At 64.9% G+C, this 20857-nt stretch carries 20 protein-coding genes; 1 reads left to right on the top strand and 19 read right to left on the bottom strand.

Annotation, left to right across the window (positions count from 1 at the left end; genetic code table 11):
* Positions 1–6: 6 nt before the first annotated feature.
* The 14 genes from GGD63_RS09910 to GGD63_RS09845 form a co-directional block, all read right to left on the bottom strand.
* Positions 7–1653 carry an FGGY-family carbohydrate kinase gene (locus GGD63_RS09910; protein ID WP_183241270.1) on the bottom strand — a complete coding sequence of 549 codons (1647 nt, stop codon included), beginning with the start codon at positions 1651–1653 and terminating at the stop codon, positions 7–9.
* A 39-nt stretch (positions 1654–1692) separates the two neighbouring features.
* Positions 1693–2466 carry an SDR family NAD(P)-dependent oxidoreductase gene (locus GGD63_RS09905; protein WP_183241268.1) on the bottom strand — a complete coding sequence of 258 codons (774 nt, stop codon included), beginning with the start codon at positions 2464–2466 and terminating at the stop codon, positions 1693–1695.
* A gap of 42 nt (positions 2467–2508) precedes the next feature.
* Positions 2509–3516: an ABC transporter ATP-binding protein gene (locus GGD63_RS09900; RefSeq protein ID WP_183241266.1), complete on the bottom strand. Its 1008-nt coding sequence runs from the start codon at positions 3514–3516 to the stop codon at positions 2509–2511.
* Between the two features lie 10 nt (positions 3517–3526).
* Positions 3527–4357: a carbohydrate ABC transporter permease gene (locus GGD63_RS09895; protein ID WP_183241265.1), complete on the bottom strand. Its 831-nt coding sequence runs from the start codon at positions 4355–4357 to the stop codon at positions 3527–3529.
* Position 4358: 1 nt separating this feature from the next.
* Positions 4359–5231, bottom strand: a complete 873-nt coding sequence (locus tag GGD63_RS09890; protein WP_183241263.1) for a carbohydrate ABC transporter permease — start codon at positions 5229–5231, stop codon at positions 4359–4361.
* A gap of 96 nt (positions 5232–5327) precedes the next feature.
* A complete protein-coding gene (locus GGD63_RS09885) occupies positions 5328–6638 on the bottom strand; it encodes a sugar ABC transporter substrate-binding protein (protein ID WP_183241261.1) in 1311 nt (436 codons plus the stop codon).
* Positions 6639–7010: 372 nt separating this feature from the next.
* The gene (locus tag GGD63_RS09880; protein WP_183241259.1) at positions 7011–7961 is read right to left on the bottom strand and encodes a sugar-binding transcriptional regulator; all 951 of its coding nucleotides are present in this window, start codon (positions 7959–7961) and stop codon (positions 7011–7013) included.
* Positions 7962–7967: 6 nt separating this feature from the next.
* Complete coding sequence (locus GGD63_RS09875) at positions 7968–8630, bottom strand: HAD family hydrolase (RefSeq protein ID WP_183241258.1); 663 nt, start codon at positions 8628–8630, stop codon at positions 7968–7970.
* Between the two features lie 73 nt (positions 8631–8703).
* The gene (locus GGD63_RS09870) at positions 8704–10620 is read right to left on the bottom strand and encodes a nitric oxide reductase activation protein NorD (RefSeq protein ID WP_183241256.1); all 1917 of its coding nucleotides are present in this window, start codon (positions 10618–10620) and stop codon (positions 8704–8706) included.
* Between the two features lie 10 nt (positions 10621–10630).
* Complete coding sequence (locus tag GGD63_RS09865) at positions 10631–11443, bottom strand: CbbQ/NirQ/NorQ/GpvN family protein (protein WP_183241254.1); 813 nt, start codon at positions 11441–11443, stop codon at positions 10631–10633.
* 62 nt (positions 11444–11505) lie between these two features.
* Positions 11506–12852, bottom strand: a complete 1347-nt coding sequence (locus GGD63_RS09860; RefSeq protein ID WP_183241252.1) for a cbb3-type cytochrome c oxidase subunit I — start codon at positions 12850–12852, stop codon at positions 11506–11508.
* Positions 12853–12947: 95 nt separating this feature from the next.
* The gene (locus tag GGD63_RS09855; protein WP_183241251.1) at positions 12948–13400 is read right to left on the bottom strand and encodes a cytochrome c; all 453 of its coding nucleotides are present in this window, start codon (positions 13398–13400) and stop codon (positions 12948–12950) included.
* 96 nt (positions 13401–13496) lie between these two features.
* Positions 13497–13757: a cytochrome C oxidase subunit IV family protein gene (locus GGD63_RS09850; RefSeq protein WP_183241249.1), complete on the bottom strand. Its 261-nt coding sequence runs from the start codon at positions 13755–13757 to the stop codon at positions 13497–13499.
* A gap of 2 nt (positions 13758–13759) precedes the next feature.
* A complete protein-coding gene (locus GGD63_RS09845) occupies positions 13760–14335 on the bottom strand; it encodes a cytochrome c oxidase subunit 3 family protein (RefSeq protein ID WP_183241247.1) in 576 nt (191 codons plus the stop codon).
* A 170-nt stretch (positions 14336–14505) separates the two neighbouring features.
* On the opposite strand from GGD63_RS09845, the gene GGD63_RS09840 reads away from it, so the two are divergent.
* Complete coding sequence (locus GGD63_RS09840; RefSeq protein WP_183241245.1) at positions 14506–14661, top strand: hypothetical protein; 156 nt, start codon at positions 14506–14508, stop codon at positions 14659–14661.
* Positions 14662–14809: 148 nt separating this feature from the next.
* Here GGD63_RS09840 and mmsB read toward each other — a convergent pair whose 3' ends face one another.
* The 5 genes from mmsB to GGD63_RS09815 all read right to left on the bottom strand — a co-directional run bounded on the left by mmsB (position 14810) and on the right by GGD63_RS09815 (position 20855).
* Positions 14810–16000 (bottom strand): multiple monosaccharide ABC transporter permease, encoded by a 1191-nt coding sequence (gene mmsB / locus GGD63_RS09835; RefSeq protein WP_183241243.1) that lies wholly within the window; start codon positions 15998–16000, stop codon positions 14810–14812.
* Complete coding sequence (mmsA, locus tag GGD63_RS09830; protein WP_183241242.1) at positions 15997–17574, bottom strand: multiple monosaccharide ABC transporter ATP-binding protein; 1578 nt, start codon at positions 17572–17574, stop codon at positions 15997–15999. Before mmsA ends, mmsB begins: the two co-directional genes overlap by 4 nt.
* Before the next feature lie 179 nt (positions 17575–17753).
* On the bottom strand, positions 17754–18827 hold the full coding sequence (gene chvE / locus GGD63_RS09825) for a multiple monosaccharide ABC transporter substrate-binding protein (protein WP_183241240.1): 1074 nt from the start codon (positions 18825–18827) through the stop codon (positions 17754–17756).
* 70 nt (positions 18828–18897) lie between these two features.
* On the bottom strand, positions 18898–19776 hold the full coding sequence (locus GGD63_RS09820; RefSeq protein WP_183241633.1) for an SMP-30/gluconolactonase/LRE family protein: 879 nt from the start codon (positions 19774–19776) through the stop codon (positions 18898–18900).
* Positions 19776–20855: an aldose epimerase family protein gene (locus GGD63_RS09815; protein WP_183241238.1), complete on the bottom strand. Its 1080-nt coding sequence runs from the start codon at positions 20853–20855 to the stop codon at positions 19776–19778. The genes GGD63_RS09820 and GGD63_RS09815 overlap by 1 nt, the downstream gene beginning before the upstream one ends.
* Positions 20856–20857: the final 2 nt, after the last annotated feature.

Here is a 20857-nt window from a genome sequence, read left to right as displayed (position 1 = left end):
GTCTCTTCAACCTCTGGCGATGTCAGCCATCGCGGCACGGCTGCCGCGATCGACCTCGCGCAGCAGCTTGTAGACCTCACGCTTGCGCATGTGAAAGGCGGCCATGTCGGGCGCGGTCGGCTCGCTCTTGCGTCCCAGCGCCGACATTTTTGCCATGGTCTCGCCGATCGAGGCAGAGGCGCCGCCGGCGACGGCGCCGAGCATCGCGGCGCCCAATAGCACAGGCTCCTTCGTCTGCGGCAGTGCGACCGTGAGGCCAGTGGTATCCGCCATGATCTGCCGCACCAGCGGGCTGCGACTGGCACCGCCGCCCATGATCATGAGGCTGGAACGGACCCCATGCGCGGCAAAGGCCTCGATCACTTCGGCAAGCCCATAGGCGAGACCGCAGAGACCGGCAACGAACAGCCGCTCCATCGAGGCGATATCGGTGTCGAGATCGAGACCGGCGATCACCGCGCGCGTATCAGGATCGGCATAGGGCGAGCGGTTGCCGATGAACTCAGGCAGCACATGGACATCGCGCGCGAGCAGCGCGGCGCGGCTGGCATCACCGGCGCGCGCGATGATGCGGCGCTCGAGGAAATCGATGACGTCGAGGCCCTCACTCCGCGCCGCCGCGCTCGCATCAGTATGGCCGGGATGCGACTTGAGAAGATGATCGATCGCGGCGCCCGCGGCGGACTGCCCGCCTTCGTTCAGCCAGAACTCCGGCACCATGCCGGAATAATAGGGACCCCACACACCGGGGACGAAGCACGGCTCCTTCGTCGTCGCCATGATGCAGGCCGACGTTCCCATGATGTAGGCGAGACGGTCGCTGACATCGCTCGCGCCGCCCACCCCGTCGCGCCCGCCGATCGCGCCGATGCCGCCGGCATGCGCGTCGATCAGGGACGCCCCGACCGGCGTGCCCGGCATCAGGCCGAGCTCGGCTGCGGCTGCCGGCGTGAGACCCGCGCCGAGGCGCGTACCGGGCGCAACGATGTCGGTGCCGATGCGGGCGTATGCCTCATTGACGAAGTCGGACAGGCCGATGCGCTTGAAGAACGGCGCGCTCCAGGCGCCGCCGTCATGGGCGAGATAGTTCCACTTGCAGGTGACGGTGCAGGTCGAACGCTGCAGCGCGCCGGTCGCGCGCCAGGTCAGATAGTCGGCCAGGTCGAAGAAATGACCTGCGGCGTCAAAGCTCGCGCGCAGATGCCGCTTCAGCCACAAGAGCTTCGGCATCTCCATCTCCGGCGAGATCGAGCCGCCGACATAGCGCAACACCGCATCCTCGGTCTCGTTGATCAGCCGCGCTTCGGCCGTGGCGCGATGGTCCATCCAGACGATGACGTTGCGCTGCTTATCGCCGGACGCGCTGACGGTGAGCGGCTCGCCTTGCGCATCAAGCACCACAAGGGAACAGGTGGCGTCGAAACCGATGCCGCCGATGCTGCCCGGCGCAATTGCTGCTTCCGCCATCGCCGCCCGCACCGATTTGACGCAGGCCTCCCAGATATCCTGGGAGGATTGCTCGACGATGTCGCCGGCCTCGTGCCAGACCCGGATCGGATGCTTGGCGGTGGCGAGCAAGGTTCCGACCTCGTCAAACACCCCTGCCCGCGTGCTCGTGGTCCCCACGTCGACACCGATATACGCTCGCGGCATAGTCGCTCCCGGTCGCTTTCCGTCAATTGTGACGCAAGCCTACCAGCAAGTGTAACCGCCATCCACCAGCACGATGCTGCCGGTCATCAGGCTCGCGGCCTCGGATGAGAGGAACAGCACGACGGAGGCGATCTCCTCGACCTGCCCCATCCGCGCCATCGGGGTTCCACCGATCCAGGCGTCGTACATCTTCGGATTGCTCTTCACGAAGGCATTGAGCGGCGTCTCGATATAGGTCGGGGCCACCGCGTTGACGCGGATGCCGCGCGCGCCCCATTCGGCGGCCAGCGACTTGGTGAGGTGATGCACGGCGGCCTTGGAGGCGTTGTAGAAGCACTGCTCCTGTGGCTTGTTGACGATGAAGCCGGACATCGAGCCGACATTGACGATGGCGCCGCTTCCAGCCTTCAGCATGTGCTTGCCGAACTCGCGGCAGCACCAGAAGGTGCCGTTGAGATTGACGTCGATGACGTTGAGCCAGTGCTCGTCAGTGACGGTCTCGGCCGGCGTCTCGCTGCGCGCGATGCCGGCATTGTTGACGAGGATGTCGACCTTGCCATGGCGGGCGACGAGGTCGTTCGCGACCTCCGCCACGCGCCTGGTGTCTGTGACGTCCATGACCGCGGTCTCGACGTCATAACCTTTCGCCTTCAGGCTGGCTTTGGCTCTGTCGGCGACCTTGCTGTCGCGGTCGCCGATGATGACCCGGGCGCCGGCCTCGGCCAGCGCCTCCGCGCAGCCAAGGCCGATGCCCTGCCCGCCGCCGGTGATGAACGCGGTCTTGCCGCTCAGCTTGAATTTTTCCAGGTACATGGTGTCTATCCGTTGTCTTGACGTCTTTCTTGCCGTTTCTTGTTAGCCTCGAAGGGCGTTGCCGCCGTCGTCGAAGCGGTGAATGCGCTGGGGGTCCGGCACCAGCGAGACGCGGTCGCCGGCGTGAAGGCTCAATTCGCCGATGTAGCGCGCGGTCAGCATGCCGAGCGGCCCGGCATCGACGTAAAGGAAGGTGTCGCTGCCGAGATGCTCGGCCACCGCGATCGTTCCCTGCCAGCCGCCTCCGCCGTCCCGCTCGATCTTCAGATGCTCGGGACGCACGCCGATCGTGGCGGCGCCGCGCTGCAAGGCGAGCTCGCCGGTGACGAAATTCATCTTGGGCGAGCCGATGAAGCCGGCGACGAAGAGATTGGCGGGCCGCTCATAGAGCTCCAGCGGCGAGCCGTATTGCTCGATCTTGCCGCCGTTGAGCACGACGATCTTGTCGGCCATGGTCATGGCCTCGACCTGGTCGTGGGTGACGTAGATCGCGGTGGTGCCGAGCTGCTTCTGCAGCCGCGTCACCTCGATGCGCATCTGCACGCGCAGCGCGGCGTCGAGATTGGACAGCGGCTCGTCGAACAGGAACGCCTTGGGCTCGCGGACGATGGCGCGGCCGATCGCGACGCGCTGGCGCTGGCCGCCGGAGAGCTCGCGCGGCTTGCGGTCGAGATAGGGCGTAAGGTTGAGCGTCGCGGCGGCCGCCTCGACCTTGCGGTTGATCTCGTCCTTGCGCAGCCCCGCCATCTTCAGGCCGAAGCCGATATTGCCGCGCACGCTCATATGCGGATAGAGCGCGTAGGACTGGAACACCATCGACAGCCCGCGCTTGGCGGGCGGCGTGTCGACGACGTTCTTGCCGTCGATCAGGATCTTGCCGCCGCTGACGTCCTCGAGCCCCGCGATCAAGCGCAAGAGCGTGGTCTTGCCGCAGCCGGAGGGACCGACGAACACCACGAAGGAGCCGTCGGCGATGTCGAGGTCGGCGCCCTTGATGATGTGCACGGGGCCGAAGGATTTCTGCACGCCCTGAAGTGTGATCTGACCCATCGCAGCCCCTCTATTTCACCGCGCCAAAGGTGAGCCCGCGCACGAGCTGCTTCTGGCTGAACCAACCGAGGACGAGAATGGGCGCGATCGCCAGCGTGGACGCCGCCGACAGTTTTGCCCAGAACAGCCCTTCCGGGCTCGAATAGGAGGCGATGAATGTCGTGAGTGGCGCAGCGCTCGAGGTCGACAGGTTGAGCGTCCAGAACGCCTCGTTCCAGGCCAGGATCAGATTGAGCAGCAAAGTCGATGCCAGGCCCGGGATCGCCATCGGCGTCAGCACGTAGACGAGCTCGCGGCCGATGGTGGCGCCGTCCATGCGCGCGGCCTCCAGGATGTCGCGCGGGATCTCCTTGAAATAGGTGAAGAGCATCCAGATCACGATCGGCAAGTTCCCGAGGCAAAGGATGAAGACCAGGCCGATGCGGGAATCGAGCAAACCGAACGTCTTGTAGATCAGGTAGATCGGCACCAGCACGCCGACCGGCGGCATCATCTTGGTCGAGAGCATCCAGAGCAGGATGTCCTTGGTGCGCTTGGTCGGCGAGAACGCCATCGACCAGGCCGCCGGGATTGCGATCAGCAGCGCAATCAGCGTCGAGCCGCCGGCGATGATGATCGAGTTCATCGCGTGGTGGAAATAGTCGCTGCGCTCCTGCACGGTCGCATAGTTCTCGGTGGTCCAGTGGAAGAACAGGAAGGACGGCGGGATGGCGAAGGCCTCGAGCTCGGTCTTGAAGCTCGCCAGCACCATCCACAGGATCGGGAAGAAGATCAGGAAGCCGACCAGCCAGGCTGCCGCCGTCGATACCGCCACCCGCCGCGTCGTTGCCATCCGCGCCATGTCAGGCCTCCAAATTGCGACCGACGATGCGGACGAGGAAGAAGGCGACGATGTTGGCGATCACCACCGCGACGAGGCCGCCCGCCGACGCACTGCCGACATCGAACTGGATCAGCGCCTGCGAATAGATCAGGAAGGCGATGTTGGTGGTTTGCAGGCCCGGCCCGCCGCCCGTGGTAACGAAGATCTCGGCGAACACCGTGAGCAGGAAGATGGTCTCGATCAGGATCACCACCGTGATCGGTCGCGCCAGGTGCGGCAGCGTGATGTAGATGAAGGTCGAGACAGCGCTCGCGCCGTCCATCTCGGCGGCTTCCTTCTGCTCCTCGTCGAGCGATTGCAGCGCGGTGAGCAAAATGAGCGTCGCGAACGGCAGCCATTGCCAGGCGACGATCAGGATCACCGAGAGCAGCGGCACGTCGTTGAACCAGTCGATCGGGGTCAGCCCGACCAGCCTGGCGAGCCAGGCGAACAGGCCGGAGACCGGATGCATCAAGAGGTTCTTCCAGACCAGCGCGCTCACCGTCGGCATCACGAAGAACGGCGCGATCACCATCAGCCGGACGAAATTGCGCCCGATCACGGGCTGGTCGAGCAGCAGTGCCAGGGGAATGCCGAGCAGGATGGTCAGCGCCAGCACCGAGCCGACCAGCACCAGAGTGTTCTGGAGCGAGGCGAGGAAGGCGGGATCGGTGAGAAAGTAGCGGAAGTTTTCCAGCCCGATGAATTCCTCCGAGCCGGGATCGAGCAGGCTGTAATGCAGTGTCGAGAAATAGAGCGTCAGCGCCAGCGGGATGATCATCCAGATGAACAGGAGCCCGACGGCCGGGGTCAGGAGCGACCGCGCAAGAAATTGCGTCTGCCGGGTTGCCATCCCTGATGACTCCTCTCGCTGGAAGAAGGCGGCCATCCAACCGGGGCTGGACTGGTGGATGGCCGCCAGTTTGAGCTCAGGAGGGAGAGCTCGGGTTCACTTGATATAGCCGGCGCGCTTCATCTCGCGCTCGGTGGACGATTGCGCGGCCGACAGCGCCGCATCGATGCTGGTCGATCCCGCAAGAGCCGCGGAGAATTGCTGGCCCACCTGCGTGCCGATGCCCTGGAATTCGGGGATGGCGGCGTACTGCACGCCGACATAGGGCACGGGCTTCACGGTCGGCTTGTTCGGGTCAGCCGCGTCGATCGAAGCGAGCGTCAGCTTGGCGAAGGGCGCGACCTTTAGATATTCAGGATTCTGATAGAGCGAAGTCCGCGTGCCCGGCGGCACATTGGCCCACCCGTCCTTCGCGGCCACGATTTTTGTGTAGTCCTTGCTCGTTGCCCAGGCGATGAACTTCTCGGCGGCTTCCGTCTTCTTGGAGCCGGCCGGGATTGCGAGATTCCAGGCCCACAGCCAGTTGGCGTTCTTGCCGAGCCCGGTGTTGGGCGCAAGCGCAAAGCCGACCTTGTCGGCGACCTGGGAGTCCTTCGGGTTGGTGACAAAGGACGCCGCGACCGTGGCGTCGATCCACATCGCGCATTTGCCGGCGTTGAACAGCGCCAGATTCTCGTTGAAGCCGTTGGAACTCGCGCCGGGAGGGCCGGCTTCCTTCATCAGGTTCACATAGGTGGTGAGCGTCGTCTTCCATTCCGGCGTGTTGAACTGCGGCTCCCACTTCTCGTCGAACCAGCGCGCGCCGTAGGAATTGGCCATCGCCGAGAGGAAGGCCATGTTCTCGCCCCACCCGGCCTTGCCGCGCAGGCAGATGCCGTAGACGCCTCCGTTCTTGTCGGTCAGCTTCTTGGCGGCGTCGATCACGAAGTCCCAGCTCGGCTTTTCCGGCATCTTCAGGCCGGCTTTCTCGAACAGATCGGTGCGATACATCACCATCGAGCTCTCGCCGTAGAACGGCGCGGCGTAGAGCTTGCCGTCGACGGAGACCGCGTCCTTGATCTTGGGCAGCAGGTCGGCGACGTCGTAGTCGGCGCCGAGATTGGCCAGCGGCACCAGCCAGCCCTTCTTGGCCCAGATCGGCACCTCATAGGTGCCGATGGTGAGGACGTCGAACTGGCCGCCCTTGGTGGCGATGTCGGTGGTGACGCGCTGCCGCAGCACGTTCTCCTCCAGCGTCACCCATTTCACGGTGATTTCAGGATTCTTCTTGGTGAATTCACCCGTCAGCCCCTGCATGCGGATCATGTCGCCATTGTTGACGGTGGCGATCGTCAGGGTCGTTTCGGCCATCGCAGGGACGGCCAGCAGAACGGACGCGCCGCAGACGGCGCCGAGGACGTGTTTCATGGTGACCTCCCTTGGACTCGCGCTTTTGAGCATATGCCCACGCGTTGGGCGTATGTTCAACGCAGGCGCGGTGCTTGTCAAGCAGCCGCGCGGGCGTTCCAGCAACTTATGAGTGCTGCGGTGCGGGAGGCTGAGCTCTCGCACCACATTCCGCTGTCATGCCCCGCGACCCGGCTACGCCAAGGCTTCGCCGGGGTTGGGGGTCTGGGGGCGCCGAAGCTTTAGCGTAGGCGGCAGGCGGGGCATCCAGTACTCCGTGTCGTCTATTGGTTTGCCCCAAGAGGGGCTGCGGCGTACTGGATCGCCCGCCCCAGTGCGCAATTGCGCACAAGGCGGGCGATGACGGCGGCTCAAGTGGCGAGACCGCCTGCCTCAGCGCTCCAGAATCGCCCTTGCCGTCGCCTCGTCCGTGATCAATCCGTTGATCAGGCCGCCGCTTAGCGCGGCAGCAATCGCCGGGACCTTGGCGGCGCCGACCGCGGCGCCGATGGTCGTGGTCTTCGCCGGCACTTCCGGAGGAATGCTGGTGAGGCGCTTGTTGGTGCCGGCTTTGAGCAGGCGGCCCTTGGCATCATAAGCCCAGCCGGTGATCTCGCCGATCGCTCCCAGGCGCATCATCTCGAACAATTCGTCACGGGTGACGAAGCCGTCGACGTGCACCTGCGCCTTCTGGTCCATCTGGCCAATGCCGACGAGGCGCAGGTCGGCCCTGGCCGCGACCGCCTTCACCTTGGCGATCGGCTCGATGCGCACCATCTTGTTGCGCTCGTCCTCCGACGACATCAGGAACGGCAGCGGCATCGGATAGTGCCGCGCGCCGGTGCGGTCCGCGAGCCGGCCGACGGTGTCGTAGAAGCTCGCCGAGCCGTCGGCGGAGATATTGCCGACCAGCGAGACGATCTGGTGATTGGGCCGATCGATCGGCGTGACACGCTCGACCGCGGCACGCACCGCCCTCCCCGTGCCGAGCGCAACGATGACGGGCGTCTCCGAGCGCAGCGTGGAGTCGAGCAGATTGGCGCAGCGCTCGGCAATGCCGGCTGTGGCCTGCGGCGCGGCAGGATCTGCCGGCACCACCTCGCAATGAACGAGGTTGAACCGTTGCTTCAGGCGCGCGGCCAGCTCCATGCAGGCGGCGATGGGGTGTTCGAGCCGGAAGGTGATGAGCCGCTCGGCAAGGCACAGCGAGACCAGCCGCTGCGCCGAGGCGCGCGAGACCTGGAGCATCTTCGCGATCTCATCCTGGGTATGGCCGGCAATGAAATAGAGCCAGCCGGCGCGCGCGGCGTCGTCGAGTCTCGACTTGTCGTTCTCGGCGGCCATGCGGGCTCACACCTCCCAGAAATCGCTCATGCGCGCGAAGACCCGATCGGCCCCGGCGGCGGACAATATAGCCCGGCCGTCGCGGCTGCGATAATGGCCGCCGCCGACAAATCCCCAGACGGTCATGCCGGCCGCCTTGCCCGCCTGCACGCCGCTGACGCTGTCCTCGATTACCAGCGTGCGCGAGGGCGAGACGCGCATGTTCTCGGCTGCATGGAGAAAGAGATCGGGCGCCGGCTTGCCGTGCCTGACCATCTGCGCAGTGTAGAGGCGATCGCCAAAATGTGCCCGAAGACGGGTGACGTCGAGCGAGAGCGAGACGCGGTCGAGGTCGCTGGATGAAGCGACGCAGAACGGCACGGTCAGCCCCGAGATCACCGCCTCCACCCCGGGGATCGGCTCGAGCGAGGCGGCAAAGGCCTCCAGCACACGCGACTTCAGGCGCGGCAGGAAGCCATCCGGCACGACCTGACCAAGATCGCGGTAGTGCTGCTCGACCGCCTTGGTGCTGCGTCCGAGAAACAGCTCGAGCGCCTGCGCCTCGCTGAGCACGAGACCGAATTCGGCCAAGACCTCGGACAGGCAGCGGCAGCTCAAGAGCTCGCTGTCGACGAGCACGCCGTCGCAGTCGAAGATAATCAGATCGGGATTTGGCCGGCCCTGGTCCATCCGGCCATTCGATCATATACCCAGGCCATGAGCAATAGCTCAGGCGAGAACACGGCGCCGCCGCTTTCCCGCATCAGTGCGCCACCTGCCGGTAGATTGCCGGCAGCGCCGCAGGCAGCCGCTTGATGTTGCCGACGATGGCATAGCCGCTGCGCCCGAACAGCGTCGGAAAATAGGATTGCGCCGCCGCGTCGATCGTCACGCCGAACACCGCGATCCCGAGCCGGCGCGCTTCCTGCACGGACTTCCTGGTGTCTTCGACCGCAAAGCGCCCCTCATAGTGGTCGACGTCGTTCGGCTTGCCGTCGGTGAGGACGAGCAGCAGCTTCTTGCGCTGCGGCTGGCGCGCAAGCTCGGCCGAGGCGTGGCGCACCGCCGCGCCGATCCGCGTGTAATAGCCGGGCTTGAGCGCGCCGATACGGCGCTCGACCACGCCGCTCATCGGCTCGCCGAAGGCCTTGACGGTTTCGAGCCGCACCCAGGAGCGCCGGCGCGAGGTGAAGGTCAGGATGCTGTGGTGATCGCCGCAGGCCGAGACGCCGTGGGCAAGCACCAGCAGCGCCTCCTTCTCGACGTCGAGCACCCGATAGCCATTGGCCCAGGCATCCGTCGAAAGCGAGACGTCGACGAGCAGCGTGACGGCGAGATCGTGCCCTTGCGGGCGCATCGCCATATGGACGCGATCGAGACCGCTGCTGCTGCCGGCGCGGAGATCACACCTCGCACGGACCAGCGCGTCGAGGTCGAGGTCGTGTCCGTCAGCCTGGGCCCGCATCAGCTCGTAACGCGGACGCAGGACCTCGAAGCGGCGGCGCACCTGGCGGACGTGCCGCCGCATGGTCTCGTCAGGCGTCCAGGTTTCGCCGGTCTCCGAAGCCGGAGATGCGAGCACGCGGCAATGATCGGGCAGATAGGAGCTGCTGCGATAATCCCATTCGGGATAGGTCAGTTCCGCATTCAGGCGCGAGGCATCGAGGGCCTCCGGCGGCAGGTCGAGATCGAACTTGAACCGGTTCGCCGGCTTGCCGCTGCGGCGGCTGAGCGTGATCTCCTCGAGATCGTCGGCCGCTTTCTGCGCGTCCTCGTCCTCGCTGTCGTCGGCCGGGCGATCGACATTGACCATCTCGGCCATCGCCAGGATTTTTTCGAAGCGGTTGAGCACGAAGGGATCGCGGCGATTGGCGTCGTCCTCGCGCTCGCGCACGGCGAAACGCTTGCGATTGTCCTCGCTTGCGGGCTCCGCACCATCAGCGCACTCATCCGCGCCCGCATGCGTGGGCGAAAGCTCGCGCGCCCAGCAATCGCCCCACAGCGGGCATGGCAGGATCGGACGATAGCCCGGGGGCGCCTCGTCCGGCAGCGGTCCCGTTCCCATCATCGCCGACCACAATTTTCCGGCGGGCGCGCGTCCGGCGCCGAGCAGGGCGAGAACGATCTGCTCGATCTCCAGCTCGATGCGCGGCAGGGGACGCCGCGGCCGGGCCTCGGCGGTCGCCGCGGCGAGCTGGCCGTAGTCGGCGGCGAGCCCGGGAAACTGCGTGAGCACGAAGACAGCCGTTTCGGCGGCGCGGCGCAGCACGAGCAGATCGCGCCGGAGCGGATCGGTCTCCGTGATCGTCTCGATCGGCGCGACCGCGAACCATGCCGCGAGCCAGCGATAGAGCGCTGCATTCAGCGCGTTGTCGGGAAAGATCGCGATACTGTCAGGAAGGAAGATGGTCGCGGCGTCGCGGCCCGGCTGCTCGAGGCGCTCGTCGCCGAGACCGATGCGTTGCCGCCAGCCGAGCCGATGCCCGGACTTGCGCGCGCCGGCGCTCGCGATCTGCACGCCCGCCTCGCCGCCGAGCGCGCGGAACATCACCGCGAGCCGGCCCCTCATCTCTGCAAGCATCACCGCTTGATCGGCGTGAACCGGATAGCTCGCGGTGCCGCCGACCATTTTGTGCCAGGCACGACCGACCGTCTCCTCCAGTTCGAGGAAGTCGAGCATGGGACCCGCCTCACCCGATCACGGCGCGTGCGACGTCGAGCAGCGCCGCCTTGACGTCGGCATCGTCGGTCAGCGGCTCGATCATGCCGGCGAGCACGGCATCGGCAATCGGCATGCCGGCGGCGATCAGGGTGGCGCAATAGACCACGAGGCGGGTCGAGACGCCCTCCTCCAGATCGTGGCCCTTGAGCGCGCGCAGCCGGCCGGCCAGCGCAACCAGCGGCCGCACGCGATCCGGCGACAGTCCGCTTTCGGCGGACACGACGGCAATCTCCTGCTCGGGTGGCAGGAAGCCGAATTCGATAGCAACGAAGCGCTGCCGCGTCGACGGCTTCAGCGCCTTGAGCAGCGTCTGGTAGCCGGGGTTGTAGGAGACCACGAGCATGAAGCTGTTCGGCGCGGCGAGTTCCTCGCCGGTACGCTCCAGCGGCAGGATGCGGCGATCGTCGGTCAGGGGATGCAGCACAACGGTAACGTCCTTACCGGCTTCCACGACTTCGTCGAGATAGCAGATGCCGCCCTCGCGCACCGCGCGTGTCAACGGACCGTCGGTCCACACGGTGTCGCCGCCGCGCAGCAGATAGCGGCCGGTGAGATCGGCCGCGGTGAGATCGTCGTGGCAGGCGACGGTGTGCAGCGGCAGTCCGAGGCGCGCCGACATATGCGCGACGAAGCGGGTCTTGCCGCAGCCGGTCGGCCCCTTGAGCAGGACCGGAAGCTGATGCCGCCAGGCGTGCTCGAACAGCGCGCATTCATTGCCGCTGGCGACATAGGGCGGCAGCGCAGGTGCCGGCGCAGTGACGGCGTGAAGGGCAGCTTTCATGGTCATTCTCCGCAATTCACATTGAGATGGCGGCCGCGGCGAACCGCGGCCGCCATGTGCGTTTACTCAGCCGGTTGCAGCGCGGCGGGAATGACCGCCTGCTTCTCGCGGCCGGGCCCCAGCACGGCCCACACGAACATCAGTGTGGAGATCGCGACGAACACGCCTGAGCCGAGCCGGATCCAGTAGAAGAAAGCGAGCTGGTCCTGCACGTCCATGTAGCCCTGGCCGAGCACGCGCTGGAGATGGACCTGGACCACGCCGGCGAAGGTCAGCGCGAAGGTCATCACCATCATGGCCGTGCACATGATCCAGAAGCTCGTCATGCTGAGCCACTGGTTGTAGGGCGCGCGTCCCCTGATCTGCGGGATCGCATAGGCCATGACGGACAGATTGAGCATCACATAGGCGCCGAAGAAGGCAAGATGGCCGTGCGCCGCGGTGACCTGGGTGCCGTGGGTGTAGTAGTTCACGGAGGACAGCGTGTGCAGGAAGCCCCAGACGCCGGCGCCCAGGAACGCCATCACCGAGCAGCCGACCGACCACAACAACGCGGCGCGGTTCGGATGCTTGCGGCCGGCCTTCCAGGTCATCTGCACCGTGAAGATCACCATGGTGAAGAACGGTGCGACCTCGAGCGTGGAGAACAGCGAGCCGATCCACTGCCAGTAGCCGGGCGCGCCGATCCAGTAGAAGTGATGGCCGGTGCCGAGGATGCCGGAGAACAGCGCAAGCCCGATGATGACGTAGAGCCACTTCTCCACCACCTCGCGGTCGATGCCGTTGAGCTTGATCATGAGGTAGGCGAGCACGGAGGCCATGATCAGCTCCCAGACGCCCTCGACCCAGAGATGGACGACGTACCACCAGTACATCTTGTCGACCGCGAGATTCGCCGGGTTGTAGAAGGCGAACAGGAAGAAGATCGCAACGCCCCACAGGCCGAACAAGAGGATGTTGGTGACCGTGGTCTTGCGGCCCTTCAGCGCCGTCATGGTGACGTTGAACAGGAACATCAGGCAGACGACGACGATGCCGACCTTGATGATGAAGGGCTGTTCGAGGAATTCGCGGCCCTCGTGGTAGTGGAAGAGATAGCCGACCACGGCCACGCCTGCGGCGCCAAAAAACATCCAGAACTGGATCTTTGCGAGCAGCGGGCTGTAGAGCTCGGTCTCGGTTTCCTCAGGCAGCAGGAAGTAGGTCGCACCCATGAAGCCGATCAGCGACCACACGATCAGCGCATTGGTGTGGATCATCCTGACGATGTTGAACGGCAGGAGCGTCGACAGCGTGTTGGGCAGGACGTAGATGGTTCCGGCGAGCAGGCCGAACAGGACCTGGGCCAGGAACAGCGTCAGCGCGCCGTAGAAGTACAGCATCGCGACTTTCTGGGTTTGGTATTTCATCTCGGGTTCTCTCTGTCTTGAAAGAGGAAAGCTGCGCCTTGTTGTTTGAGCATGATCTATTCGGAAAACCGCTTCACACTTTTCCGGATCATGCTCTAGCCCGCCTTGTTCGGCGGCCAATCCTGGCGCTTGATCGTCGATGTCCATTGCAGGAAGTCGGCGAGATCATTCAGCTCCTGGTCGGTCAGGTTGAACTGCGGCATCTGCCGCCGGCCCGATGCGCCCGAGGGCTGCGCCTGCATCCACGCCTTCAGCGTCTCGCGCGCGCCGGCCGGGTCCTCCTTGCCGCCCCAGCGATCCCAGACGTTGCCGACCTCGGGCGCGAAATAGGCGCCCTCGCCCAGCAGCGTGTGGCAATTGATGCAGGAGTTCTTCTCCCAGACATGCTTGCCGCGCGCGACCGACGACGTCAGCGTGGTCGCGTCGGTCGAGCTCGTGGCCATGTAGTAATGGCTGTGCGCCGTCAGCCCTATGAAGATGGCGAAGAAAAAGGCCGAGCCGCCGTAGAACACGTTTCGAGCGGCCGACTTGGTCAGGCGTTCAGCCATTGCCAATCCTTTCCGGTTGCTTCCCTGAAGAAATGCGATGCTGCGATTTATTGCCGCTTTGCCCGGCCCGTTCTTTGTCAGGGCGCAATGAGCGCGTCAGATCAGGGCAACGACGGCCGAGGCGAGCCATGCAAGCAGCAGCACGATCAGGATCCAGGCGCTGACGAGGCCGCGCCAGAGCGCGGGCGCGACGCGGAGATCGAGGAAATCGAGCACGATTCGGCGGCCCTTCAGCGCGGCGAAGGCGAGCAGCAGTGCGTTGCCGAGCAGCGGCCGCGGCACCAACGGAGGGACCAGGATGGTCGCAAGAGCGAGGCCGATCAGCACGATCCAGGCGATGTCGATACGATCCGGCATCGTCATTTCACCAGATAGAGAATCGGGAACATGACGATCCAGACCAGATCGACCATGTGCCAGAAGGCCGTTGCCGTCTCGACGCCGGATGTTTCGGCACGGCGGCAGACCACGGCGAGGATGACGATGCCGAGGCCGACATGCAGAAGATGAAAGCCGGTGAGGAGGAAGTAGAGCGTGAAGAACGGGCTGGTTTCGAGCCCGACGCCGCGCCCGATTTCTTCGGCATATTCGGCGAGCTTGATCGCGATGAAGAGACCGCCGAGCGCCATCGCGCCGAGAATCCAGTATCGCGCCACCTGCCGTTCTCCGGCACGCGCGGCCTTCGTCGCTCTTGCCGCCGCCCAGCCGCTGGTCACCAGCACGACGGTGTTGAGGCCGGCGAGATTCGAATCGAGTGCTGCCTGCCCGGCCGCGAACACTGCGGGGTGGATCGCGCGGGCGACCGAGAAGGCGCCGAGGAACAGGCCGAAGGCGACGAGCTCGCTGAAGATCAGCACCCAGATCATGGGATCGCCGGGGAGATCTTGCAGAATTCCCCAGCCGGTTTCCTGTTGTTCGCACTCGGCCGTCGACATCGTCTTTCCGGATCAGGACACCGGCCAGACTTAGCCCGGCCGCCCGGTTCCGAGTTTGTCGCCGGACAAACTGGGGAATTGCCGGGCGCCTTGTTTGCGCCGACGCAACGTCCGGCCCGCCGGATCGCGGTACGAACCGGTTCAGGGTTCCCAGGAGTGGCGAAGATCACATGAGTGATGCACAGATCGGGCTGATGACCGCGACCCCCATCATCATCGCCTTTGCGATTGCGCTCAGGCGCATGGGCGTGTTGTCGACGGTCGCGACCATAGCGGCGGTGAGCCTCTCCGTCGCGATCGCGACGGTGTTGTTCACGACGCAATAATCGTAGGGTGGGTTAGCCCTGCAAATGCGCGAAGCGCATCTGCAGGGCGTAACCCACCACTTCACTTTCCACGGATACAAAAGTGGTGGGTTACGCCTGGCGGACTGCGCTCGCGCAGCCGGGAGGTTAACCCACCCTACGAGGCCACCTACCGCCGCTGGTTATACACGTCGATGCACACCGCACCCAGCAGCACAAGGCCCTTGATGACCTGCTGGTAGTCGATGCCGATGCCGAGGATGGACATGCCGTTGTTCATCACGCCCATGATCATGGCGCCGACCACGGCGCCGCCGACGCGCCCGACACCGCCATAGGCCGAGGCGCCGCCGATGAAGCAGGCCGCGATGACGTCGAGCTCGAAGCCGAGGCCGGCCTTAGGCGTCGCGGTGTTGAGGCGCGCGGCGAAGACAAGGCCGGCGAGCGCGGCGAGCACGCCCATGTTGACGAAGGTGAGGAATGTCAGCCGCTCGGTCTTGATGCCCGACAGGCTTGCCGCCTTGGCGTTGCCGCCGACCGCGTAGATCTGCCGGCCGATCACGGTGCGGCGGGTGACGAAGCCGTAGAGCGCGATCAACGCAGTCATGATCACCAGCACGTTGGGTAGGCCGCGATGCGAGGCAATCAGATAGGTGAAATAGAGCACGGCGCAGGCGAGCAAAATGCTCTTGCCGAGGAAGAACGCGTAGGGCTCGACCTCGATGCCGTGCGACTGCTCGCGCGACCTGCCCTTGGCGCTGGCATAGACGAGGCCGAGCGCGAGCAGAGCGCCGATCAGCATTGATGTCGGATGCAGCGTGCCGGCCTCGGACAGCAACTCCGGAATGAAGCCCGACGACAGCTTCTGGAACGTCGGCGGGAACGGTCCGAGCGACTGGCCCTGCAACACCGCAAGCGCGAGGCCCTTGAATACCAGCATGCCTGCCAGCGTCACGATGAAGGACGGGATCTTGAAATAGGCCACCCAATAGCCCTGCGCCGCGCCGATCGCTGCGCCGACCGCAAGGCAGATGATGAAAGCGAGCGTGTAGTCGACCTTGTAGGTCACCATGAGAAGCGCGGCGACGGCGCCGACGAAACCCGCGACCGAGCCGACCGAGAGGTCGATATGGCCGGTGACGATCACCAGCAACATGCCCAGCGCCATGATAACGATGTAGCTGTTCTGGAGCACCAGATTGGTCAGGTTGAGCGGCTGCAGCAGGGTGCCGCCGGTCATGACCTGGAAGAACAGCATGATCGCGATCAGCGACATCAGCATGCCGTAATTGCGCAAATTGTTTTTGATGAAGCTGCCGTGCCGGCGCTCCTCGGGCAGCGAAACCGTCTTGTCGGTCATGGCTGCAATCCTCCCATCTCCGCGGCCTCAGGCACGCCGTTTCCGTTGCTTCTCTGGTTGCGCATGATGGCGCGCATAATCTTTTCCTGCGTCGCCTCAGCGCCTTTGAATTCCCCGACGAAGGCGCCGTCGTTCATGACGCAGATGCGGTCGCAGATGCCGAGCAGCTCGGGCATCTCCGAGGAGATCACCACGACGCCGCGCCCGGCCTCCGCAAGCTCGTTGATGATACAGTAAATCTCGTATTTGGCACCGACGTCGATGCCCCTTGTCGGCTCGTCCAGGATGAGGACCTTGGGGTCGGTCATCAGCCATTTCGACAGCACCACCTTCTGCTGGTTGCCGCCGGAGAGCTGGCCGGTTTCCTGGTAGACGTCGGAGCAGCGGATGCGCATGCGGTTGCGATAGTCGCTGGCGACCTTCAGCTCGGCGATGTCGTCGATCACCCGCCCGGGCGCGACCTGGTCGAGGCTCGCCAGCGTGATGTTCTTGCGGACGTCGTCGGCAAGGATCAGACCGAGCTGCTTGCGGTCCTCGGTGACATAGGCAAGCCCTGCGTCGATCGCCGCGGCGACGCTCGGCAGGACGATCTCACGGCCCTCGAGCCGGATATGGCCGCTGATATTGGTGCCCCAGGAGCGGCCGAACAGGCTCATGGCGAACTCGGTGCGGCCTGCCCCCATCAGCCCGGCAATGCCGACGACCTCGCCGCGCCTGACGCCGAAATTGATGTTCTTGATCACCTGCCGCTCGGGATGAATGGGGTGATAGACCGACCAGTTCGCGACGTCGAGCACGGGCTCGCCGATCGTCACGCTTCGCTCCGGGAAACGGTGAGCCATATCGCGGTTCACCATGCTGCGGATGATGCGATCTTCCTGGATCGGCTCGGCATGGCAGTCGATGCTGTCGACGGTGCGGCCGTCGCGCAGCACGGTAATGTGGTCGGCGACCTTGGCGACCTCGTTGAGCTTGTGCGAGATCAGGATCGAGCCGATGCCCTGCTCGCGGAACGCCATCAGGCGTTCGAGCAGCGCGGCGCTGTCGGCTTCATTCAGGCTCGCGGTCGGCTCGTCCAGGATCAGCATCCGCACGCGCTTGGACAGTGCTTTCGCGATTTCCACGAGCTGCTGCTTGCCGACGCCGAGATCGGTGATCAGCGTATCCGGCGATTCCTTCAGGCCGACCTGCGCCAGCAGCTCGCGCGTGCGCCGGTACACCTCGTCGCGATCGATCACGCCGAACTTCGACGGCGGATGCGACAGAAAAATGTTTTCCGCGATCGACATCAAGGGGATCAGCGCCAGCTCCTGATGGATGATGATGATGCCGAGCGCCTCGGAATCGTTGATGTCGCGGAAGCGGCGTTCCTCGCCATCGAAGACGATGGTGCCCTCGTAGCTGCCGTGCGGATAGACCCCGCTCAGCACCTTCATCAGCGTGGACTTGCCGGCGCCGTTCTCGCCGACGAGGGCGTGGATCTGCCCGGCGCGAACCGAGAAGTTGACGTCGCGCAGCGCCTGCACACCGGCAAAGCTCTTGCTGACGTTGCGCATTTCCAGCATGGCGGTCATTGGCTTTGGTGTCCCTTGCGTTACTTCGCCTCTCCCCGCCTGCGGGGAGAGGCCGGAATTCGAGCGCAGCTTGAATTCCGGGTGAGGGGGAGTCTCCGCGAGGGCAACTGCCCGTGTGGAGGCGGCCCCTCACCCCGACCCTCTCCCCGTAAGAACGGGGAGAGGGAGAAGAAAGAAGCTTACTGGAACTGCGACTTCTTGTAGTAGCCGCTGTCGACCAGGGTCTTCTCCCAATTGTCCTTGTAGACCACGACCGGCTTGAGCAGATAGGACGGCACGGTCTTGACGCCGTTCTCATAGGTCTTGGTGTCGTTCACCGTGACCTGCTTGCCGGCGAGCGCGGCGTCGACCATGTCGGCGGTCACCTTGGCGAGGTCGCGGGTGTCCTTGAAGATGGTCGAGTACTGGTCGCCGCGCAGCATCGCCTTGATCGAGGGCACCTCGGCATCCTGGCCCGAGATGACAGGCATCGGCTGGTCGGCACTGCCGTAGCCGACGCCCTTCAGCGAGGAGATGATGCCGATCGAGAGGCCGTCATAGGGCGACAGCACCGCATTGACCTTCTTGTTGCCGTAGTAGGCGCTGAGCAGATTGTCCATGCGGGCCTGGGCGGTGGCGCCGTCCCAGCGCAGCGTCGCGACCTTGTCCATGCCCATCTGGCCGGACACGACGACGAGCTTGCCGCTGTCGATATAGGGCTTCAGCACGCTCATCGCGCCGTTGTAGAAGAAGTAGGCGTTGTTGTCGTCGGGCGAGCCGCCGAACAGCTCGATGTTGAAGGGACCCTTGCCGTCCTTGAGGCCGAGCCCCTGCACGAGCGACTCCGCCTGGAGCACGCCGACCTGGAAATTGTCGAAGGTCGCGTAATAGTCGACATTCGGCGTGCCGCGGATCAGGCGGTCATAGGCGATCACGGTGATGCCTTTTGCCTTCGCCTGCTTGAGCACGTCGGACAGCGTGGTGCCGTCGATCGCGGCGATCACCAGCGCCTTGGCGCCCTTGGTCACCATGTTCTCGACCTGCGAGAGCTGGTTCGGAATGTCGTCCTCGGCGTATTGCAGGTCGGTGTTGTAGCCGCGCTCTTTCAGCACCTTGACCATGTTGTTGCCGTCGTCGATCCAGCGTGCCGACGACTTCGTCGGCATGGCGATGCCGACGGTCGCCTTGTCCTGGGCGGAGGCAGGCACGCCCGCGATCAGCGTAGCGGCGCTTGCGAGAGCAAGCGCGAGGACGGTCGTCTTCAGTTTCAGCATGTTTCACTCCCTTTGGGTGTCAGACTGTTTTTCGTGTCGTCGAGAACGAAGGTCGGTTGCCTGGGGTCTCCTATGCGAGCTTGACGTCGGGCTCCGCGCGACCGCGCGCGGAGGCTTCGAGCAGAAAAGTGCAGCCGGCTTGCGGATCGGCGGCGCGCGCCGCCGCGTCCATGTCCTGCCATGCGGAGGTGACGAGCAGGCGCGACAGGTCGGGGCCGACGAAGGCGGGGCAGCTCGCCTGCTTTGCCGGCACGCTGAGTGAGCGCAGGCGCTCGCCTTGCGGCGAGTAGACGTCGATACGGCTCGCGCCCCAGCATGCATTCCAGATCTGCCCGTCGGCGTCGCACACCGAGCCGTCGAGGCCGCCGATGCCGCTGTGGCGCAGCAGCACCTCCGGCTCGCCGCGCGCCAGGCCGGTCGCCGGGTTGAGCGGCACGGCGTAGAGCACCGCGCGCGGGGTGTCGGTGAAATAGCCTGTGGCACCATCCGGCGAGAAGCAGATCGAATTGGGAATGCTGATGCCTGGAAACAGCGTCGAGATCTTGCCGCGATGGAGCGCATAGATCGCGCCCGCCTTCGGCTCGGCTTTCTTGCCCATGGTGCCGATCCAGAACGTGCCGGATTGATGCACGCGGCAATCGTTTGAGCGCGTCGCCGGATTGTCCGCCTCGAGCGGACAGAACAGCGTCATCGCGCCGTCGGCGAGCTTGCGGATGTAGAGCCCGTCTTCGGCGACAACGAGCTGCCGCTCGGCATCGATGCGCCCGAGCGCGCTCGCCATCCGGCCGAGCGCGTGGATGCGGACAGAGCCGCTGCCGAGCTGCGCCTCGAACAGCTTGCCCTCGCGAATGTCGAACCACCAGGCCGTGTCGGTGGTCGCATCATAGGTCGGCCCCTCGCCAAGATGGCATTGCTCGGCGGACAGAACTGACGTCGGCACCTGTTCCATCATGACGTCCTCACTCCAAAGCGATAGACGGTGTGATGCCGATAGACCTGGCCGGGATCGAGGCGCGGGCTCGGAAAGTCCGGCCGGTTCGGTGCGTCGGGCCAGATGTGAGGCTCCAGGCACATGGCGTCCGATTGCCGGATCAGCTTGCCGCCCTTACCCGAGATCGTGCCGTCGAGATAGTTGCCGGAATAGACCTGGAGCCCGGGCTGATTGGTGAGCAGCTCCATGATGCGCCCTGAGCGCGGTGCCTCCAGCCGCGCAGCGAGCGCGAGCATGCCGTCACGCCCGAGACAATAGGTGTGGTCGTAGCCTCTGCCGTTTCGCAATTGTTGGTCACTCTCGCGGATGCGCTCCCCGACGGGATGCGGTTCGCGGAAGTCGAACGGCGTGCCGGCAACGCTGCGCGGCGGCTCCGGTAGCGGAATGGCAGTGGGATCGATGGCGAGGAAATGCTCGGCGGCGACCGTGAGTTTGTGGTCAAGGATCGGCGTGCCTGACGTGGCGCCTTCGAGGTTGAAGAAGCTGTGGTTGGTGAGGTTGACGATGGTCGGCCGGTCGGTTCGCGCTTCCATCATCAGCGACAGCTCGGTCGGGCCGGTGATGCGATAGGTCAGGCGGACGTCGAGCTTGCCTGGATAATTCTCCTCGCCATGTGGGCTGGTGTAAGCGAGCGTCACCGCGGGCTCGGCGCCCTCGTCGATTTCGGCAATGTCCCAGAGCTTGCGATCAAAACCGTCGAGGCCGCCGTGCAGCGCGTTCGGGCCGTTGTTAACGGGAAGCTGCACCGTCTCGCCATCAAGCGAGAACTGTCCTTTGGCGATGCGGTTGGCGTAACGACCGACGGTGGCGCCGAGAAATTTACGTTCGGCGAGATAGCCGGCGAAGCCGTCATGGCCGAGCACGACGTCGTCGTAGCCGCCTTTGCCGTCAGGCGCGATCAGCGCCTGGATCACCGCGCCATGGGTGACGATGCGAGCCTCGAAGCTGCCCTGGCCGCGCAGCACGATGCGCTCGACCTTGCGGCCGTCTGGCAGTGTTCCGAAGACGTCTCTTTCTATTTTCCTTGAGCCGGCCATGT

The sequence above is a fragment of the Bradyrhizobium sp. cir1 genome (genome assembly GCF_014198245.1).
Classification (GTDB): domain Bacteria; phylum Pseudomonadota; class Alphaproteobacteria; order Rhizobiales; family Xanthobacteraceae; genus Bradyrhizobium.
This window is presented reverse-complemented; position numbering and strand designations above follow the sequence as displayed.

Coding starts and splice junctions, on each gene's coding strand:
- GGD63_RS09910 (WP_183241270.1), bottom strand. CDS start 1,653: ATGCCGCGAGCGTATATCGGTGTCGACGTGGGGACCACGAGCACGCGG.
- GGD63_RS09905 (WP_183241268.1), bottom strand. CDS start 2,466: ATGTACCTGGAAAAATTCAAGCTGAGCGGCAAGACCGCGTTCATCACC.
- GGD63_RS09900 (WP_183241266.1), bottom strand. CDS start 3,516: ATGGGTCAGATCACACTTCAGGGCGTGCAGAAATCCTTCGGCCCCGTG.
- GGD63_RS09895 (WP_183241265.1), bottom strand. CDS start 4,357: ATGGCGCGGATGGCAACGACGCGGCGGGTGGCGGTATCGACGGCGGCA.
- GGD63_RS09890 (WP_183241263.1), bottom strand. CDS start 5,231: ATGGCAACCCGGCAGACGCAATTTCTTGCGCGGTCGCTCCTGACCCCG.
- GGD63_RS09885 (WP_183241261.1), bottom strand. CDS start 6,638: ATGAAACACGTCCTCGGCGCCGTCTGCGGCGCGTCCGTTCTGCTGGCC.
- GGD63_RS09880 (WP_183241259.1), bottom strand. CDS start 7,961: ATGGCCGCCGAGAACGACAAGTCGAGACTCGACGACGCCGCGCGCGCC.
- GGD63_RS09875 (WP_183241258.1), bottom strand. CDS start 8,630: ATGGACCAGGGCCGGCCAAATCCCGATCTGATTATCTTCGACTGCGAC.
- GGD63_RS09870 (WP_183241256.1), bottom strand. CDS start 10,620: ATGCTCGACTTCCTCGAACTGGAGGAGACGGTCGGTCGTGCCTGGCAC.
- GGD63_RS09865 (WP_183241254.1), bottom strand. CDS start 11,443: ATGAAAGCTGCCCTTCACGCCGTCACTGCGCCGGCACCTGCGCTGCCG.
- GGD63_RS09860 (WP_183241252.1), bottom strand. CDS start 12,852: ATGAAATACCAAACCCAGAAAGTCGCGATGCTGTACTTCTACGGCGCG.
- GGD63_RS09855 (WP_183241251.1), bottom strand. CDS start 13,400: ATGGCTGAACGCCTGACCAAGTCGGCCGCTCGAAACGTGTTCTACGGC.
- GGD63_RS09850 (WP_183241249.1), bottom strand. CDS start 13,757: ATGCCGGATCGTATCGACATCGCCTGGATCGTGCTGATCGGCCTCGCT.
- GGD63_RS09845 (WP_183241247.1), bottom strand. CDS start 14,335: ATGTCGACGGCCGAGTGCGAACAACAGGAAACCGGCTGGGGAATTCTG.
- GGD63_RS09840 (WP_183241245.1), top strand. CDS start 14,506: ATGAGTGATGCACAGATCGGGCTGATGACCGCGACCCCCATCATCATC.
- mmsB (WP_183241243.1), bottom strand. CDS start 16,000: ATGACCGACAAGACGGTTTCGCTGCCCGAGGAGCGCCGGCACGGCAGC.
- mmsA (WP_183241242.1), bottom strand. CDS start 17,574: ATGACCGCCATGCTGGAAATGCGCAACGTCAGCAAGAGCTTTGCCGGT.
- chvE (WP_183241240.1), bottom strand. CDS start 18,827: ATGCTGAAACTGAAGACGACCGTCCTCGCGCTTGCTCTCGCAAGCGCC.
- GGD63_RS09820 (WP_183241633.1), bottom strand. CDS start 19,776: ATGGAACAGGTGCCGACGTCAGTTCTGTCCGCCGAGCAATGCCATCTT.
- GGD63_RS09815 (WP_183241238.1), bottom strand. CDS start 20,855: ATGGCCGGCTCAAGGAAAATAGAAAGAGACGTCTTCGGAACACTGCCA.